At 73.9% G+C, this 17,140-nt stretch carries 12 protein-coding genes; 9 read left to right on the top strand and 3 right to left on the bottom strand.

Annotation, left to right across the window (positions count from 1 at the left end):
- The first annotated feature begins 430 nt into the window (after positions 1-430).
- The 7 genes from BLW78_RS00940 (at position 431) to BLW78_RS00910 (ending at position 12,880) form a co-directional block, all read left to right on the top strand.
- Positions 431-937: a GNAT family N-acetyltransferase gene (locus BLW78_RS00940; protein ID WP_091675789.1), complete on the top strand. Its 507-nt coding sequence runs from the start codon at positions 431-433 to the stop codon at positions 935-937.
- 415 nt (positions 938-1,352) lie between these two features.
- Positions 1,353-3,452, top strand: coding sequence for a methyl-accepting chemotaxis protein (locus tag BLW78_RS00935; protein ID WP_091675786.1), 2,100 nt, complete (start codon positions 1,353-1,355; stop codon positions 3,450-3,452).
- Between the two features lie 126 nt (positions 3,453-3,578).
- Positions 3,579-5,021 (top strand): polysaccharide biosynthesis C-terminal domain-containing protein, encoded by a 1,443-nt coding sequence (locus BLW78_RS00930; RefSeq protein WP_020091149.1) that lies wholly within the window; start codon positions 3,579-3,581, stop codon positions 5,019-5,021.
- A gap of 129 nt (positions 5,022-5,150) precedes the next feature.
- Positions 5,151-6,338, top strand: a complete 1,188-nt coding sequence (locus BLW78_RS00925; protein ID WP_091675783.1) for an FAD-binding protein — start codon at positions 5,151-5,153, stop codon at positions 6,336-6,338.
- Between the two features lie 58 nt (positions 6,339-6,396).
- Complete coding sequence (gene glcF, locus BLW78_RS00920) at positions 6,397-7,737, top strand: glycolate oxidase subunit GlcF (RefSeq protein ID WP_091675780.1); 1,341 nt, start codon at positions 6,397-6,399, stop codon at positions 7,735-7,737.
- Between the two features lie 590 nt (positions 7,738-8,327).
- On the top strand, positions 8,328-11,465 hold the full coding sequence (locus BLW78_RS00915) for an Rne/Rng family ribonuclease (protein ID WP_091675777.1): 3,138 nt from the start codon (positions 8,328-8,330) through the stop codon (positions 11,463-11,465).
- Between the two features lie 170 nt (positions 11,466-11,635).
- Positions 11,636-12,880: a methyl-accepting chemotaxis protein gene (locus tag BLW78_RS00910; protein ID WP_056526464.1), complete on the top strand. Its 1,245-nt coding sequence runs from the start codon at positions 11,636-11,638 to the stop codon at positions 12,878-12,880.
- A 61-nt stretch (positions 12,881-12,941) separates the two neighbouring features.
- Here BLW78_RS00910 and BLW78_RS32145 read toward each other — a convergent pair whose 3' ends face one another.
- From BLW78_RS32145 to BLW78_RS00895, 3 genes are all read right to left on the bottom strand, one after another.
- Positions 12,942-13,241 carry a DUF2934 domain-containing protein gene (locus BLW78_RS32145; RefSeq protein WP_091675775.1) on the bottom strand — a complete coding sequence of 100 codons (300 nt, stop codon included), beginning with the start codon at positions 13,239-13,241 and terminating at the stop codon, positions 12,942-12,944.
- A gap of 52 nt (positions 13,242-13,293) precedes the next feature.
- Positions 13,294-13,464: a DUF3606 domain-containing protein gene (locus BLW78_RS00900; protein WP_091675771.1), complete on the bottom strand. Its 171-nt coding sequence runs from the start codon at positions 13,462-13,464 to the stop codon at positions 13,294-13,296.
- A gap of 122 nt (positions 13,465-13,586) precedes the next feature.
- Complete coding sequence (locus tag BLW78_RS00895; protein WP_091675769.1) at positions 13,587-14,591, bottom strand: 2-keto-3-deoxygluconate permease; 1,005 nt, start codon at positions 14,589-14,591, stop codon at positions 13,587-13,589.
- Positions 14,592-14,971: 380 nt separating this feature from the next.
- On the opposite strand from BLW78_RS00895, the gene BLW78_RS00890 reads away from it, so the two are divergent.
- Both BLW78_RS00890 and pdxA read left to right on the top strand, forming a co-directional pair.
- Positions 14,972-16,075 (top strand): four-carbon acid sugar kinase family protein, encoded by a 1,104-nt coding sequence (locus BLW78_RS00890; RefSeq protein WP_091675766.1) that lies wholly within the window; start codon positions 14,972-14,974, stop codon positions 16,073-16,075.
- Positions 16,072-17,100, top strand: coding sequence for a 4-hydroxythreonine-4-phosphate dehydrogenase PdxA (pdxA, locus tag BLW78_RS00885; RefSeq protein ID WP_170855060.1), 1,029 nt, complete (start codon positions 16,072-16,074; stop codon positions 17,098-17,100). The genes BLW78_RS00890 and pdxA overlap by 4 nt, the downstream gene beginning before the upstream one ends.
- Positions 17,101-17,140: the final 40 nt, after the last annotated feature.

Below are 17,140 nucleotides of genomic sequence, written 5' to 3'. Positions count from 1 at the left end.
TCCGGTGTTGCCACCTGGATGCCGGCCGTAGGGATCCACCCTTGCGACCATCGATCCTTTAAGACCCCTGGCGGCTGTCCGGCAGTTGACCGGATGCCCACCAACCGACACGCGGCCACAGGCACGTGCGAAATTGGGCACGGCGCATATACGGAGACGGGACCCGCGCGACAAGGGGAAACCGCCCCGGAACGCCAGCTTTTCCGCCCGCAATCCACACCCCGCGCGCTCCGTTGCAAAAACGACGCATCGACGACGCATCGACGACGCGTCCCGACCGCGTCGACGGGGCCGTGCGGGCTTCCCAAGCGGGGCGGAAGCGGGCATCTGACCGGACGGGGCAGAGTACTCAGGCGAGCGAGCGATGGCCGGGCCGACCAGATTCACCGCGACGGCGCGGGCGTGAGCGCCTCCCTGTGAGCGCCCGGTCATGAGCGCCCCCTTGCGCAGCCCGGTCGGCGACGGGCTCCCCGAGCCGACGATTCGCACCGCCACGCTCGACGATCTCGACGCCCTCGTCGCCCTGGAGCACGCCGCCTTCGCCACCGACCGGGCCGAGCGCCGGGCGATCCGCCACGCGATCCGCTCGCCCTCCATGGACGTGCTGGCGGCCCTGATCGACCCGCCGGACCGGGATCCCGTTCCGGTGCTCGTCGGCGCCGCGGTGCTGGAGCGGCGGCGCGGCAGCCGGATCGCCCGGCTGGCCTCGATCGCGGTGGCGCCGAATCGCGGCGGCCTCGGCCTCGGCGGCCGGCTCCTCGACGCCGCGGAGACCCGCGCCCGCGCCGAGGGCTGCGACCGGCTCCGGCTGGAGGTGCGCGCCGACAACGGCGCCGGCATCCGCCTCTACGAGCGCCGGGGCTACACCCGCTTCGCCGTGCGGCAGGACTATTACGAGGACGGGATGGAGGCGTGGCGCTACGAGCGCGCGCTGTAGGCGCCGCGCGGACCACCGCCCAGCCGCCGGCTGGCCCGCACACCGTCCCGGCGATAGCGAGATCCGGCCAGGCGCGTCCTCGCGCCACACTCCGTCATCGCGGGGGCACCGGCAGGCCGAGAGCGCTGAAGCTGCGGCTCTTCGGGAGTGCGCCCGCAGGATACCTGGTCCCTCGCGCCGCGCCACGGACCGGCACAAGCCCGCCGCGCGGCCGGCGACCGCGCCGATATCGTCACGCGAGAATGCGGCCCAATTCCCGACAATCCTCGCCAATTCCGGTATTTGTCCCATATTACTTCACAATTCGGTCCATCGTCGACCTATAAATCCGTATTTCTGTCGAAGAATTTCGGTCGATTGCCTGACAAAACCTTACGTTCTAAGACAGAGCATCGCGGGACATGAGATCTCACCGATGACTCGCTGGCTGGGACGCTTCTCGATCCGGACTTTGCTGTGCCTGGTGATCGTCATCATGGCCTGTATGGCGCTGGGGAACGCGGTGCGGACACTCGTCGACGCGCGGGCGCGGGCGGCGGGCGCCGCGAGAGCCCTGACTCTGACGCAGGCGAGCCAGGGCCTCCTCCGGACGATCCTGCCGCTGCGGCTCGAGCGCGGATCGACGCTCGCCCTCGGGGGTGAGGCGCCGGCGGACGCGAAGACCCTGTCGACCATCGCGGGGAGCCGGCAGGCGCTGACCGAGCATTACGGCCGGGCCCGGCGCAGCCTGGGCGATCTGGCAGAGCCGGCGGTCAGCGCGACGCTCGAGCGCCTGAGCACCGCGCAGGCAGCGATGGCGGACCTGCGTCCCCGCATCGACGCGGCCCTCGGGCTGCCGCTGGCCCGGCGTGACCCGGCGCTGCGGGACGCCGCGATGGCCGCCTTCCAGGACCTGCTCGAGGCGCTGACGGCCACGCTGAAGGCGGTCGACGCGGCCATTCCCCGGTCCGATCCGGTGCTGCAGCGCTATCTCGCCCTCAAGCAGGCGGCCTGGGAGACGCGCGTCGCCAGCGGCAACGTCGCGGTCCGGGTACAGGCCTCGCTGGTCGCCGGCGCGGCGTGGTCCCTGCCCGAGACGGTCGCGGCGGCGGCGGAGCGGACCGAGCTTCTGTCCGCGTGGCGCCGCACCACCGAGGCCGCGGCCGACATCTCGGAGACGGTGCGGGCCGCGTACGAGCGGGCGAAGGCCGCCAATTTCGAGGGCGACACCGAGGCCATCGCGCGGGCGGTCTTCGACGCGCTCAGCACGCACGCGCCCCCGCGCCACACCTTCGCTGAGCTGCGCGACCGCAACACCGCGAACCAGCGCTCCCTCGTGGCCCTCTGCGACGCGGCCCTCGACGCGATGGTGGCGCGCGCCGAGGCCCTCGCCGAGGAGGCGCAGGGCGACGTCGCGCGCAGCGGGGCGGCGCTGCTGGCGGTGATCCTGCTGGTGGCCCTCGGCCTGTGGACCCTGTTCGGCGGCGTGCTGCGCCCGCTCCGGGTGCTGACTGCCACGATGGGGGCGCTGGCCGACGGGGACGCCTCCGTCACGGTCCCGGCGCGCACCTACCGCAACGAGATCGGCGCCATGGCGCGGGCCGTCCAGGTGTTCAAGGACAACCTCATCCGCGGCCGCCAGCTCGAATCCGAGGCCGCCGAGGCGCGTCAGGCGGCGGAGGCACGGCGCCGGTCCGACCTGCGGGCGATGGCCGAGCGCTTCGAGCGGACGGTCGGCGGCGTCATCGCCCAGGTCTCGGACGCGGCCACCGCGCTGCAGGGCACGGCCCAGTCCATGACGGCCACCGCGACCGAGACCGCCAGCCAGTCCAGCACCGTGGCGGCCGCCGCCGAGGAGGCCGCCACCAACGTCGGCACCGTGGCGGCTGCGGCCGAGGAGCTCGGCGCCTCCGTGGAGGAGATCGGCCGGCAGGTCGAGGGATCGACCCGGCTCGCCCAGGGGGCCGTCGCGGAAGCGGGGCAGACCGGCGCGATGGTCCGGGACCTGAGCGACGCGGTCGCGCGGATCGGCGACGTGATCGGGCTGATCGCGGCGATCGCCGGGCAGACCAACTTGCTGGCGCTGAACGCCACGATCGAGGCCGCCCGGGCCGGCGAGGCGGGTCATGGCTTCGCGGTCGTCGCCGGCGAGGTGAAGGCCCTGGCCGCGCAGACCGCCCGGGCGACCGAGGAGATCGCGGGCCAGATCGCCGGCATCCAGGGCGTGACCGGCGGGGCCGTCGCGGCGATCGGCGCGATCACGGGGCGGATCCAGGAGATCAGCGGCGTGGCGAGCGCGATCGCGGCGGCGGTGGAGGAGCAGGGATCGGCCACCCGCGAGATCGTCCGCAACATCGGGGAGGCGGCCGTCGGCACCGGCGCGGTGACCCGCACGATCCTCGGCGTCGCCGGGGCCGCCGAGGAGACCGGCCGGGCGGCCAACGCGGTGCTCGCGGCGGCGTCCGCGCTGTCGCGCCAGTCCGAGACGCTCGCGGCCGAGGTCGCGCGCTTCCTCGACACCGTCCGGGCCGCGTGACCGGACGGTGCCGGGAGCCGCGCGGGTCTCCGCCCCGATCTCGCCCGTTTAGGGGAGTCTTACGGCTCGCGCGCTACAGCGTACGCAACGGGCGGGGGCAATCCCGCCGCGCATGAGTCGCCGTCCATGGCCGTGATCGTCGCCTTCGTCATCAATGCGGGGCTCAACTTCGTCCTCGGCCTGCTGATCGCCAAGCTGCTGGGGCCGGCGGATTTCGGCCGGTTCGCCCTCGCGACCACCGGCGCCATCGTGCTGAACACGGTGCTGTTCGAGTGGCTGCGCCTGTCGGCGACGCGGTTCTACTCGGGGCGCGTGCGCGTCGACGAGCCGTGGATCCGCCACGGGCTCGACCGGGCCTACCTGCGCATCGGCGCGCTGCTCCTGGCCGCCGCGGCCCTGTGCGGGGCCTTCGGCTTCGCCGGCGGCGCCGACGGGCGCGAGGCGGTCCTGTGCGGCACCGGCCTCGCGGCCCTGGGCATCGGCGTGTTCGACTACCACGCGGCCCTCGCCCGGGCGCGGTTCGACGGCAAGCTCTATCTCGGCCTCGTGGCGGTGAAGAACGTCCTGTCCTTCGCCATGATGGCCGCGGCGGCGTGGTGGCTGCCCCAGCCGGCCTGGGTGCTGGCGGCGGCGGGGCTCAGCCAGCTCCTCGCGGTGGCGGTGCTGCGCCACCCCCTGCGCGACCCGCGCACGCCCCTCGAGCGGCCGCGCCTGTCGACGACCTGGCGGGTCTTCGCGCGCTACGGCCTGCCGCTGATCGCCGCCAACACCGCCTACCAGTGCCTCGCCTTCGTCAATCGCGGCGCCATCGCGGGCCATGCCGGCTTCGCCGAGGCCGGCTACTTCGCCCTGGCGGCCGACGTCACCTCGCGCTCGCTGATGACGCTGGGCACCGCCCTCGACCTGCTGCTGTTCCAGTTCGCCGTGCAGGCCGAGGAGCAGAGCGGCCGCGCCGCCGCAGAGGCGCAGGTCGCCGCCAATGCCGGCACCGTGTTCGCCCTGCTGGCACCCTGCGCGGTCGGCTTCTGGGCGGTGCTGCCGGCCCTCCAGGGCCTGGTGGTGCCGGACGCCTATCGCGGACCGTTCGAGACCTACAGCACCGTGCTGATGCCGGGCCTGTTCTGCCTCGCGATGATGTTCTACGCCCTCAACCCGGTCTTCCAGATCCGCCGCAAGACCCTGCCGGTGGTCGCCGCCGCCCTGGTCGGCCTCGCGGTGAACGGCGCCGGCCTGCTGGTCCTCCCGGACCGGATGGGCGGGCTCGGCGTCGCGGTGGCGCAGACCGCGGGCCTCGCCGCCGCCGGAACGTGGCTCGGCTGGCGCGCCCTCACCGGCCCGGGGCGCATCGCGCTGCCCTGGGGCGAGATCGGCGTCGCCGCGCTCGCCTGCGCGGCGATGGGGCTCGCCCTCGCCCCCTTCCGGCAGCTGCCGCCCGCCACCGCCCTGGCCGTGCTGGTCCCGTCCGGGATGGTTCTCTACGGCGCCCTGGTCTGGATCTTCGACATCGCCGGCCTGCGCCGTCAGGTCCTGGCGCGCCTGCGCCCGGCGCGGACCGTGCCGGCGGAGTAGGCTCACGCGAAGGCGGCGCAGTGGAAATCCCGCCGCTGAAACCCCGCGACTCCGCCTGCGCTTGAATCCGCCGCCGGATCCGGCGACACCCGTCCTGGAATGGATACAAACAGGACCGGGACGGGAACGATGGGCGTCTACGAGCCCGGCACCGAGGCGGAGGCAGGGGAGATCGTGCGGGCGGCCGCCGGGCGCGGCGAGGGCCTGCGCCTCGCCGGCGGCGGCACCGCCGCGGGGCTCGGCCGGCCCGCACAGGACAGCGCGACGCTCTCCGCGCAGGCGCTCACCGGCGTCACGCTCTACGAGCCCGCCGAGATGGTGGTGGCGGCCCGGGCCGGGACGCCGCTCGCCGAGGTCGAGGCGCTGCTCGCCTCCCGCGGCCAGATGCTGCCCTTCGAGCCGATGGACCTGCGCGGCCTGTACGGCACCGCCGGCGAGCCGACCCTCGGGGCCGTGGCGGCGATCAACAATGCCGGCCCCCGGCGGATCAATGCCGGCGCCGCCCGGGACAGCCTGATCGGCGTGCGCTTCGTCAACGGGCGCGGCGAGGCGATCAAGTCGGGCGGCCGGGTGATGAAGAACGTCACCGGCCTCGATCTCGTGAAGCTGATGGCCGGCGCCCACGGCACGCTGGGCCTCCTCACCGAGGTCACCTTCAAGGTGCTGCCCGCCTGCGAGCGGGTGGCGACCCTGGTCTTCTCCGGCCTGGACGACACGCGGGCGGTGACCGCCCTGTCGGAGGCGCTGGGCTCGCCCTTCGAGCTCACGGGCGCCGCGCACCTCCCGGCCAGGATCGGCGCCCCGGAGGCGCGGACCCTGATGCGCCTCGAGGGTTTCTCCGACTCCATCGACTACCGCACGGGCGAGTTGCGGCGCCTGCTGAAGCGCTACGGCCAGCCCGAGATCATCGACGGCGAGGCCGGCGCCGCCCTGTGGCGGACGGTTCGCGACGCGGCGCCGCTCGCCGAGCCGCGGGAGGCCGCCCTGTGGCGGATCTCCACCGCGCCGACCCGCGGGCCGGCCCTGGCGGCGGCGGTCGCGGCCGAGCGCGACGCGCGCTGGTTCTTCGACTGGGGCGGCGGCCTGATCTGGCTCGCCACCGGCGCGGCGGGCGATGCCGGCGCCGCGACGGTGCGCCGGGCGGTGCGGGCGCAGGGCGGCCACGCCACGCTGGTGCGGGCCCCCGACGCCGTGCGCGCCGCCGTGCCGGTGTTCGAGCCGCTGGCCGAGCCGCTGATGCGGCTCACCGCCGGCATCAAGGCGGCGCACGACCCCGCCGGTGTGCTCAACCCCGGCCGGATGTACGCCGGACTCTGAAGCTTCAGATCCCGCCCCTCCCCGAGCGTGGGGAGCCGTGGCGCCGAGGACGCGACCCGTGCAGACCAACTTCGCCCCCGCCCAGCTCGCCGATCCCGCCATGGCGGCGTCGGAGAAGATCCTGCGGACCTGCGTGCATTGCGGCTTCTGCACGGCGACCTGCCCGACCTACCTGTTGCTCGGCGACGAGCTCGATTCCCCGCGCGGGCGGATCTATCTGATCAAGGACATGCTGGAGGGCGGCAAGCCGGCCTCGCAGGAGGTGGTCAAGCACGTCGACCGCTGCCTCTCGTGCCTGTCCTGCATGACCACCTGCCCGTCGGGGGTGCACTACATGCACCTCGTCGACCACGCCCGGGCCCATATCGAGGAGACCTACGCGCGCCCCGCCGGCGACCGGTTCCTGCGGGCCCTCCTCGCCCAGGTCCTGCCCTATCCGGGCCGCTTCCGCCTCGCACTCACCGCCGCCAAGCTCGGCGCGCCGTTCCGGGGGCTGGTGGCCCGGCTGCCGCGGGTCGGCAACCGCCTCGCGGCCATGCTCGACCTCGCGCCGGCCGGGGCGCCGCCTCGCGAGCCGACGAACCGGCCCGGCCGGTTCCCGCCGGCGGGCGGCCAGGCGGCCGGGACGCCCGCCCGGCGCGTCGCCCTGCTGCGCGGCTGCGCCCAGAGCGTCCTGCGGCCGGACTTCAACGCCGCCGCGATCCGGCTGCTCAACCGGCACGGGATCGAGGTGGTGCACGCGAACGAGGGCTGCTGCGGGGCGCTGACCCACCACATGGGCAAGGAGGAATCGGCCCACGCCCATGCCAGGCAGGCGATCGACGCCTGGGACGCCGAGATCGCCCAGGGCCTCGACGCGATCCTGGTCACGGCCTCGGGCTGCGGCACGACCATCAAGGATTACGGCTTCATGTTCCGCGACGACCCGGCCTACGCCGAGAAGGCGCGGCGGGTCTCGAGCCTGGCCAAGGACGTGACCGAGTACCTCGCCCTGCTCGACCTGGCCCCCGTGGCCGAGACCGACCTCGTCGTGGCCTACCATTCCGCCTGCTCGATGCAGCATGGCCAGGGCATCCGCCTGGAGCCCAAGACGCTGCTGAAGCGCGCGGGCTTCACCGTGAAGGACGTGCCCGAGGGCCACATCTGCTGCGGCTCGGCGGGGACCTACAACATCCTGCAGCCGGAGTTGGCCGCGAAGCTGCGCGCCCGGAAGGTCGCCAACATCGAGCGCGTGCGCCCGGACGTCATCGCCACCGGCAACATCGGCTGCGCCACGCAGATCGGGAAGGGCACCGGCATCCCGATCGTCCACACGGTCGAGCTGCTCGACTGGGCGACCGGCGGCCCGAAGCCCGCGGCGCTCGCCGGGGTGACGCCGCGGCTCGAAGCGGCGGAGTAGGCACACGCCTGTCGCGTGGCGCCGCGTTCACCGTGACAGGCCCGTGACATCTATTCACGTTGACCCTTGCCAAATCCGCGCAGCGGTCTGTAATGATGTCGACCCCTCTCCGGTCCCGCCGGTCGCCGCAACGGCCCGCGGACGTGACCGAATTCCTCGCGAAAGCGGTCGCGGTGTCGCGGCGGGCCCTGTCGGTCCGCTTGGCGGCGGCATGTGCCGCCCGCGATCGGGCAGGTGTCGCACGACGCGGCGGAGATCCTCCGCCGCACCCAGGAATTCACGGCCGGTCCCCCGCCGGCCGAGATTGTTTCGCGAGGTCGGGACCACGATGGACGGACGCACGGCCCAGCATAAGGCTGCGCGTGCCCCGGAGGCGCAAACGGTGCGTCACGCCGGTCCGTCCGTCCGCCCGGCCTGTTTCAACCCCAGGCGCCCAGGGCGCCGAACGGCGGTTGACGGCAATTTCCCCTCGAACCCATCCGCCTCGGCGACGAGGCCGGCATCCCGCCCGACAGCATTGACGTCGGGCGAGGCGCCGCCGGGACCACGGGCACGGAGAACGACGTCGGCCGCCATGCCGAGAGTCCGACATGGCCAACAAAATGCTGATCGACGCGATGCACCCGGAGGAGACCCGGGTCGTCACGGTCCACGGGTCTAGGGTCGAGGAGTTCGACTTCGAAGCCGCCAACCGGCGCCAGCTGCGCGGCAACATCTACCTCGCCAAGGTCACCCGGGTGGAGCCGTCGCTCCAGGCGGCGTTCGTCGAGTACGGCGGGAACCGCCACGGCTTCCTGGCCTTCAACGAGATCCATCCCGACTACTACCAGATCCCGCTGGCCGACCGGCAGGCACTCCTCGAAGAGGAGGCCCGCGACGCCGAGGAGCACCGCGAGCGCGAGGAGCGCCGTCGCCGGTCGTCGTCGCGCCGGTCCCGCGGCCGCCGTGCCGAGGCCCGCGCCCGCGGCGCCGACGAGACCGTGAGCGCCGAGGACACGCACGCGGCGCCCGAGAGCGAGGACCAGGCCGAGATCCGGAACGAGTCGGGGATCGACCCGGCCGTCCAGCCCGACACGCTGTCCGAGAACCCCGAGGCCGTGCAGGAGGCCCTCGCCTCCGAGGCCGCCGCCGGCGACCTCCCGGAGGGTGAGCCGGCGCAGGCCGCCGAGCCCGAGACCGCGCCGGTCGAGGCGCAGGCGGCCCCCGCCGCGTCGGAGCCGGTCGCCGCCGACTCCGCCCCGTCCGAGGACGCCCCCTCCGAGCCGGAGGCCCGCATCGCCGTGGCGGAGGCGCTGACCGTGTCCGACGCGCCGGACGAGACCGCCGCGCACGCGATCGTGACGGAGGAGAGCGAGGCCGGGGCGAGCGAGGCCGAGGAGACCGCGCCGACCGCCGCGGGCCCGTCGGCCGAAGCGTCGGACGAGGCCTCGGAGGAGGACGACGAGGAATCCGACGACGACGAGGATGAGGACGAGTCGGAGGACGACGAGGACGAGTCCGACGAGGATGACGACTCGGACGAGGAGTCCGATGAGGAGTCCGACGATCCCGACGCCGAGCCCAAGATCGCCCAGGTCGGCGGCAACGGCGACGCGCTGGCCGAGATCCCCGAGCGTCCGCGCCACTACCGCCGCCAGTACAAGATCCAGGAGGTGATCAAGCGCCGCCAGATCATCCTGGTGCAGGTGGTCAAGGAGGAGCGCGGCACGAAGGGCGCGGCGCTCACGACCTATCTGTCGCTCGCCGGCCGCTACTCGGTGCTGATGCCCAACACCGGCCGGGGCGGCGGCATTTCCCGCAAGATCACCTCGGCGGCCGACCGCAAGCGCCTGAAGGAGGTCGTGCAGGACCTGGAGGTGCCCGAGGGGATGGGCGTCATCCTGCGCACCGCCGGCGCCTCGCGGTCCAAGCCCGAGATCGCCCGCGACTTCGAGTACCTGATGCGCCTGTGGGAGTCGGTCCGCGAGCTGACCCTGACGTCGATGGCGCCGGCCCTCGTCTACGAGGAGGGCTCGCTGATCAAGCGCGCCATCCGCGACCTCTACAACAAGGATCTAGACGAGGTTCTGGTCGCCGGCGAGGACGCCTACCGCGAGGCCAAGGACTTCATGCGGATGCTGATGCCCGGCCAGTCCAAGGTCGTGAAGCCCTACCGCGACTCGACGCCGATCTTCGCCCGCTTCGGCGTCGAGCAGCAGCTCGACGCGATGTTCTCGACCCACGTCTCGCTGAAGTCCGGCGGCTACCTCGTGATCAACCCGACCGAGGCCCTGGTCTCGATCGACGTGAACTCCGGCCGCGCCACCCGCGAGCACGACATCGAGGACACCGCCCTCAAGACGAACCTGGAGGCCGCCGAGGAGGTCGCCCGCCAGCTCCGGCTGCGCGACCTCGCGGGCCTGATCGTCATCGACTTCATCGACATGGAGGAGAAGCGGAACAACCGCGCCGTCGAGAAGAAGCTCAACGAGTGCCTGAAGAACGACCGCGCCCGCATCCAGGTCGGCCGGATCTCGCCCTTCGGCCTCCTGGAGATGAGCCGCCAGCGGATCCGCACCGGCGTGCTCGAATCCTCCTCGATCCCCTGCGCCCATTGCGGCGGCTCGGGCTTCGTGCGCGCCACCGCGTCGGTGGCGCTGCACATCCTGCGCTCGATCGAGGAGGTGCTGCTCAAGTCGGCCTCCCACAACCTCGTCCTGCGCACCCGCACCGAGATCGCGCTCTACATCCTCAACCAGAAGCGCGGACACCTGCGCGAGCTCGAGGTGCGCTTCGGCGTGACGATCACGATCGCGGCCGACGAGCGGCTGGCGGCGACCACACCGTTCCAGCTCGACCGCGGTGAGCCGGCCCAGCGGGCGGAGGGCCCGGTCACGGGCGTGCGCGCCCAGGCGATCTCGCCCGCGATGGAGTTCGACGACGAGGACGAGGAGGCCGACGAGGCCGAGACCGAGATTGAGACCGAGACCGACGCCGAGGGCGAGGCCGACGAGGGCCGCGCCGAGGCCCGCGAGGACGGGTCGCGCGAGGAGGGCGAGGGCCGCCGCCGCCGCCGTCGCCGCCGCCGGCGCGGCGGTCGCCAGGAGGGCCGCGGCGAGGACGGGCGCGCCGAGGACGATCGCGGCGACGACGATCAGGACGACCAGCAGGACGACGGCCGCGACGACGCCCGTTCGGACGCGGAACGGAGCGATGGGGACTGGGACGGCGCGCAGCCGGCCGGGACCGAGGCTCCCGCTGCGGCCGTCGCCGCGGAGGCCGACGAGGCCGTCGCGGGTTCGGACGAGGCGGCGCGGTCCGAGGACGAGGGCGGCCGTCGCCGCCGCCGCGGGCGCCGGGGCGGCCGCGGTCGCAGCGAGGGCCGCACCCGCGAGGCGTCCGAGACGGACGACGCGCCGGAAGCCGCGGGCGATGTCGTCGCCCTGTCGGCGGAGGAGCCAGTGAGCGCCCAGGCTGTGGCCGAGGCGATCGAGGCGGCGCCGGCCGCGGCCGCCGAGAACCGGACCGAGACCGCGGTGGACCTGCCGGTGGCCCCGGTCGAGTCCGCGGCGCCGGCGGCCGATCGGGCGACCGTCGGCGCGCAGGCCGAGGCCGGCTCGCCCGAGGCCGCTCCCGCCGAGCCGGCGCCCGAGCCCGTGGCGATCGTGCTGACGCCGCCGTCCGATCCGGACCGGCCGAAGCGCGCCGGCTGGTGGTCGCGCACCAAGGCGGCCCTGACCGGCGAATGAAGCATTGCGCCCCCTGATAGAGCGCTATCAGGGGGCGCAACTTCTCGAAGTAGACGTGTTGCGCTGCACCGATGCCCCGCAACGCTTGTCGAGAGACTGGTCTATCCTTCACCATTGGTTGAAGGTTCTGTGTGACCATGCGCCCCGATTAGAGTGTCGGAGAGGCCCGCATGTTCAGTTTGCGCCGGCAGCGTCAGATCCCTGACGCGCTAGCAACCCCGGTGACGGCGACCGCCCCGGTCGAGACGGCGGCGGTCTTGCCAGTCGAGACGGCCCCGACGCCCGTCGCGGAGCCGGCCGTCGATCGGGAATGGCTGACTCTCCTGGCGCGCCTGTCCGCCTCCGCGTCCGACGCCGGCACCTCGATCGGCTGGATGACCCACGACGCCTCCGGCACCGCTGAGCAGGCCCGGCTCATCGCGGCCGCCAGCGAGGAGCTCGCCGCGACCACGGGTGAGATCGCCGCCCGCTCCTCGTCGGCGGCCGAGATGGCCGAGACGGCCCGGGCCGGCATCGCCACCTGCGTGGGCGACCTGCATCGCGCCACCGACGGCATGCGCGGGATCGAGGAAGGCACCGAGGAGATCGGCAGCCGGCTCGACAGCTTCTCCACCGCGGCGCTGCGGATCGAGGAGATGGCCGGCACGATCGCGGCGATCTCGGCCCAGACCAACCTGCTGGCGCTCAACGCCACGATCGAGGCGGCGCGGGCCGGCGAGGCCGGCCGCGGCTTCGCGGTGGTCGCCGCCGAAGTGAAGACGCTCTCGGCGCAGACCGCGAAGGCGACGGACGAGATCCGGGCGCGGGTCAGCGGCCTGCGCGAGGAGATGGCGGCGATGCAGGCCGCCGTGACGCGCAGCCGCAACGCCGTCGAGGCCGGCGCGTCCGCGATGGTTCGGGCCAATGCCCGCGTCGAGGCCGAGAGCGGCGCCGTCGCGAACGTCGCGGCGCAGATGCGTGAGGCCTCCGAGATCCTCGGCCAGCAGATGCAGGCCACCGGCGACATCGCCCAGAACGTCGGCCGCATCGCGGAAGGGACCGACAAGGCCCGCCGCGAGATCGGCGACGCCCTCGCGCAGCTCGGACGGATCGAGGATCTCGGCCGCACCCTGCTCGACCGGCAGACCGGCACCGCCGCGGATCAGCGGGTGATCCGCCTGTCGGCGGACTGCGCCGCGTGGCGGCGCGCCATCGCGGCGACCCTGGTCGGCATGCGCTCGACAGACACGCCGCCGGAGGGGGTCCCCGCCGACGCGACGCGGCCGGCCGCCATCGAGAAGCCCCTGGCGCAGGCCCGCGAGCAGGCGGCCGCCCTGGTCCGCCACGTGCGCAGCCAGACCTGGGACTCGGCGACCACGGCGTTCGTCGCCTTCGAGGCGGCGGTGAAGGAAGCCCGGGCGGCGATCGAGGCCTGAAGGTCATCCGACCCCGGGTCCGCCGTGACCCGGGGCCGTCTCGGGCGAGGACCGGAGGCCGTCAGGCCGGCGGCGGATCGGACCGCGGCGCTGTCGGCGCCGCGTCGGCCTTCCGGCGATCGCGCTCCTTGCGCAGTTCCCGCTCGGCCAGCAGCCAGAACTCGATCTCGAAGCCCTCGGGCCTGTGGTTGCGCTCCCAAAGCTCGTAGGCCCGCTCGCGGATCTGCTCGAACGTGATCGTGTCGGACGACCGCGCCGAAGGGTGCGGTGCCGCCGCGTCGGTCCCGGACGCGGTTCCCGGCGCGGGCTCGGACCCGGACTCGGACCCGAGTGCGGATCCGTGCGCCAGTGTCCCCGCCATCGGATGATCCGGAGGCGGACGGAAATCGGGGGGCACTTCCATGGCGCCGGTCTCAGGCGGCCGGCTTGTCGAGATAGGCGGCGACGCTGGTGATCCGGCGGCCGACCATGGTCACCGCCTTGCGCAGCCTCTCCTCGCTGACGCCGAAACGCTGCGCCCACTCCTCGCGGGTGGCGCGGTCGTAGATGTCGATATGCGTCTTGCCTCTGGATTCGGTCGACATGCAGTGCCCGCTCCGGTTCGCCGTGAGACGCGGCCGTGCCGCGCTTCCTGGAGGGACAACCGGACTCGGAGACTTCGGTTGCCGCCGGTCGCGCGGGACGCGCAGCTAGACCGCGCGAGACGTCAGGGTGCGGTCGGAGCGGGGCTGGGGACCGGCGCCGGATCCTCCTCGGCCGCGTCCGGGCGGACCCGTCCCGCCACGAAGGCGGTCAGCAGCGGCACGAGCAGCGCCGTGACCACCACGCTCGCCGCCACCAGCACGGTGGCGGGGCCGGCGGCCTCCTTGTAGGCCGGGTTGGCGGCGGCGATGATCGCCGGCACGGCGGCGGCGTTGCCGGCCGTCGAGGCGGCGGCGACGCCCGCCACGCCGTTGCCGCCGGTGAGGCGGTCGGCGACGAACAGGGCCGCCCCGGTGATCGCCACCACCGCCACGCCGAGGCCGATGCCGAGGAGGCCCGCCTGCCAGATCTTGGCGAGGTCGAGCCCGAAGCCGAGGGCGAAGGCGAAGAACGGGATCATCACCGGTGCCGCCCCCGACAGGAAGGCCCGCATGTCGCGGTCGAGATTGCCGAGGATCATCCCGATCAGCAGCGGCAGGATGCTGCCCACCAGGGTCGGCCACGGGAAGGCCGAAAGGCCCGCCAGCCCGAGCGTCACCATGGTGAGGAACGGCCCGGATTCAAGGCTCATGATCGCGTAGGCGCCCGCATCCTTCGGGCGGCCGAACTGGCCCATCAGGGCGAGGTAGAGCCCGCCGTTGGTGTCGTTCATGGCGGCGACGATCGCCAGCGTCGACAGCCCCGCGAAGGCGCCCCCGACCACCGGCGCCTCGCCGAGGATCTGGCCGAACACCACGCCCATGATCGCCGCGATGCCGACCTTGGCGGCCAGCAGGACGCCGCCCTTGCGGGCGATCGCCGGGGCGGCGCGGAAGTCGATGCCCGCGCCCATGCAGACGAAGAACACCGCCAGGATCGGCAGCGCGCCGTTGAACAGCGCGCCGGTGAACGAGCCGAAGAACGTGGCGGTGTCCGGGAAGAGCGTGTGGAGGATCGCGCCGAGGAACAGCGGCACCACCATCAGGCCGCCGGGCACGCGCTCCAGGGAGCGCTTGATGGGAATCTGCATGGGTCGCCCTTCCGGTGCCGGCCCGTTCCGGATCCCGGCACCCGCCTTCCCCCCGGCGGCCTGCTACAACCTTTCGACGAGGCCGCGCAACGCGCGGCCGGACCGGTGCACATGGTGACAACTGCGCGGGCCCATCCCTGCCTGGGCGCGGCCCGGCACGATCTGCGGCGGCCCGGATCTCGTCAGCGACGTCCCCGTCCCTCTCCGGCTCCCTCGACCCGGCGGCCTCCCCCGGGCGGCGGTCGATCCGCGACGCGGGGCTGCCCGCTTGACCGCCGCGCCGGCCGGTCGGTATGCCGCGCGACAACCTGACAACGAGCACGCGAGCCGCGCTCGGCCGGGGGCGCGGCCGGCGCGGCTCCCGCCATGATCCGCCCGACATGACCCGCCTGCGCCTCATCGCCGACGATCTCACCGGCACCCTCGACACGGCCGCGGGCTTCACCGGCCTGTGCGGGGCGATCCCGGTGGCGTGGCCGGAGCTCCTGGCGGGGGATGGACCCGGCTGCCTGGCGATCGATTCCGGCACCCGGGAAGTCTCGGCCGCGGAGGCCGACCGGATCGTCGGCGCCCTCGCGCCCCGGCTGGACGGCGCCGACATCGCCTTCAAGAAGGTCGACAGCCTGCTGCGCGGCCCCTGGGCGGCCGAACTCGCGGCCGTGCTGCGCACCGGGACCTGGGGGCGCTGCGTGGTGGCGCCGGCCTTCCCGTATCAGGGACGCTGCACGAAGGGCGGGCGGCAGCTCGCCCGGCGCGGCGCGGGCTTCGAGCCGGTCTCCGGCGACATCGCTGAGGCCCTGCGCGCCGTCGGGCTGCCGGCGCGCCGGGCCGACGTGTCCGACGGACCGGTGGCGGGCGTCGCCGTCTACGACGCGGCGAGCGACGCCGACCTCGCCCGGGTCGCGGATCTCGGCGGCGCCGGGCCGGTGCTCTGGTGCGGCAGCGGCGGCCTCGCGGCGGCCCTGGCGCGCGGCGCGGCGGCGCCGGGCGATGACCGGCTCGCCGGCCCCGTCCTCGGGCTGTTCGGCTCGGACCGGCCCGAGACCGCGGCGCAGCTCGCGGCCTGCGGCGCCCACCACCTCGTCCTGTCGGCGCGCCATCCGGACCATGCCGGCGCGGTGGCCGCGCGCCTCGACCGGGACGGCGTCGTCCTGGCGAGCCTCGCGCTGCCCGAGGGCACCGCCCGGGAGGAGGCCGCCGCGCGGATCGCCGGGACCTTCGCGCGGGTGATCGACCGCGTCCCGCGGCCCGGCACGCTGCTGGTGGCCGGCGGCGAGACCCTGAAGGCGCTGTGCCTCGCGCTCTCCGCCGCGCGCCTCGACGTCACCGGGCAGATCACCCCGGGCCTGCCCCGCTCGACCCTGCGGGGCGGACGCTGGGACGGGCTCGCGGTCGTGTCCAAATCCGGCGCCTTCGGAACAGAGGACGTCTGGCGCGATCTACTTCACGGCAACGGCTTTCCGCGCAGCAGGAGCGACGCGTGACCTCACATCTCGCCATCACCATGGGCGATCCGGCCGGCATCGGCCCGGAGATCATCGTCAAGGCCGCCGCCCGGCTGAAGCACCGGATCGACGCGGGCGACCTCAAGCTCGTCGTCATCGGCAGCGCCCCCTCCCTGCGCCGCGCGGAGCGGGCGCTCGGCCTCCTGCCCGATCCCGTTCCCGAGGTCGCCGAGGACGGCGACTGGCCGGCGCTGTGCTGCCTCCAGGCCGACGCGGAGGGCGCGCCGATCGAGCCCGGCCGGCTCTCGGCCGACGGCGGCCGCTTCGCCTACAAGGCGATCGAGGCCGGCGTTCGCCTCGCCCTGGCCGGCCGGATCGGCGGCATCGTCACCGCGCCCCTCAACAAGGAGGCGCTCAACAGGGCCGGCTACCACTATGCCGGCCACACCGAGATGCTGGCGGAGCTGACCGGCGTGCGCGGCTCGGTGATGATGCTGGCCCACGGCAACATGCGGGTCTCCCACGTCACGACCCACGTCGCCCTGGAGGACGTGCCCAAGCGCCTGACCCCGGAGCGCCTGCGCCTCGTCATCGACCTCACCGACAGGGCGCTGAAGGGGCTGGGTCTCGCCCGGCCGAAGATCGCGGTCGCCGCGCTCAACCCCCACGCCGGCGAGGGCGGCCTGTTCGGGCGCCAGGACATCGACGTCAGCGCGCCGGTGATCGAGACCGCCAACGCCGACGGGCTCGACGTGCACGGCCCGGTGCCGGGCGACACGGTGTTCGTGAAGCTGCGCGCGGGCCAGTACGACGCGGTGGTGGCGATGTACCACGACCAGGGGCACATCCCGGTCAAGCTCCTGGGCTTCGAGATCGACCCGGCCACGGGGAAGTGGATGGACCTGTCGGGGGTGAACATCACCCTGGGGCTGCCGATCATCCGCACCTCGGTCGATCACGGCACCGCCTTCGACATCGCCGGCACCGGCGTCGCCAACGAGCGCAGCCTCATCGAGGCGATCGAGTTCGCCGAGAAGCTGGCGGCGAACCGGCAGGCCGGTTGAGCGCGGGGCGGGCGCACGGGATCTCCGAAACGCGGTCTCC

Origin of the sequence: Methylobacterium sp. 275MFSha3.1 (genome assembly GCF_900108435.1) — a bacterium.
Lineage (GTDB): Bacteria > Pseudomonadota > Alphaproteobacteria > Rhizobiales > Beijerinckiaceae > Methylobacterium.
Note: the sequence above shows the minus strand (reverse complement) of the source record. Positions and strands in the feature narration are given on the sequence as shown.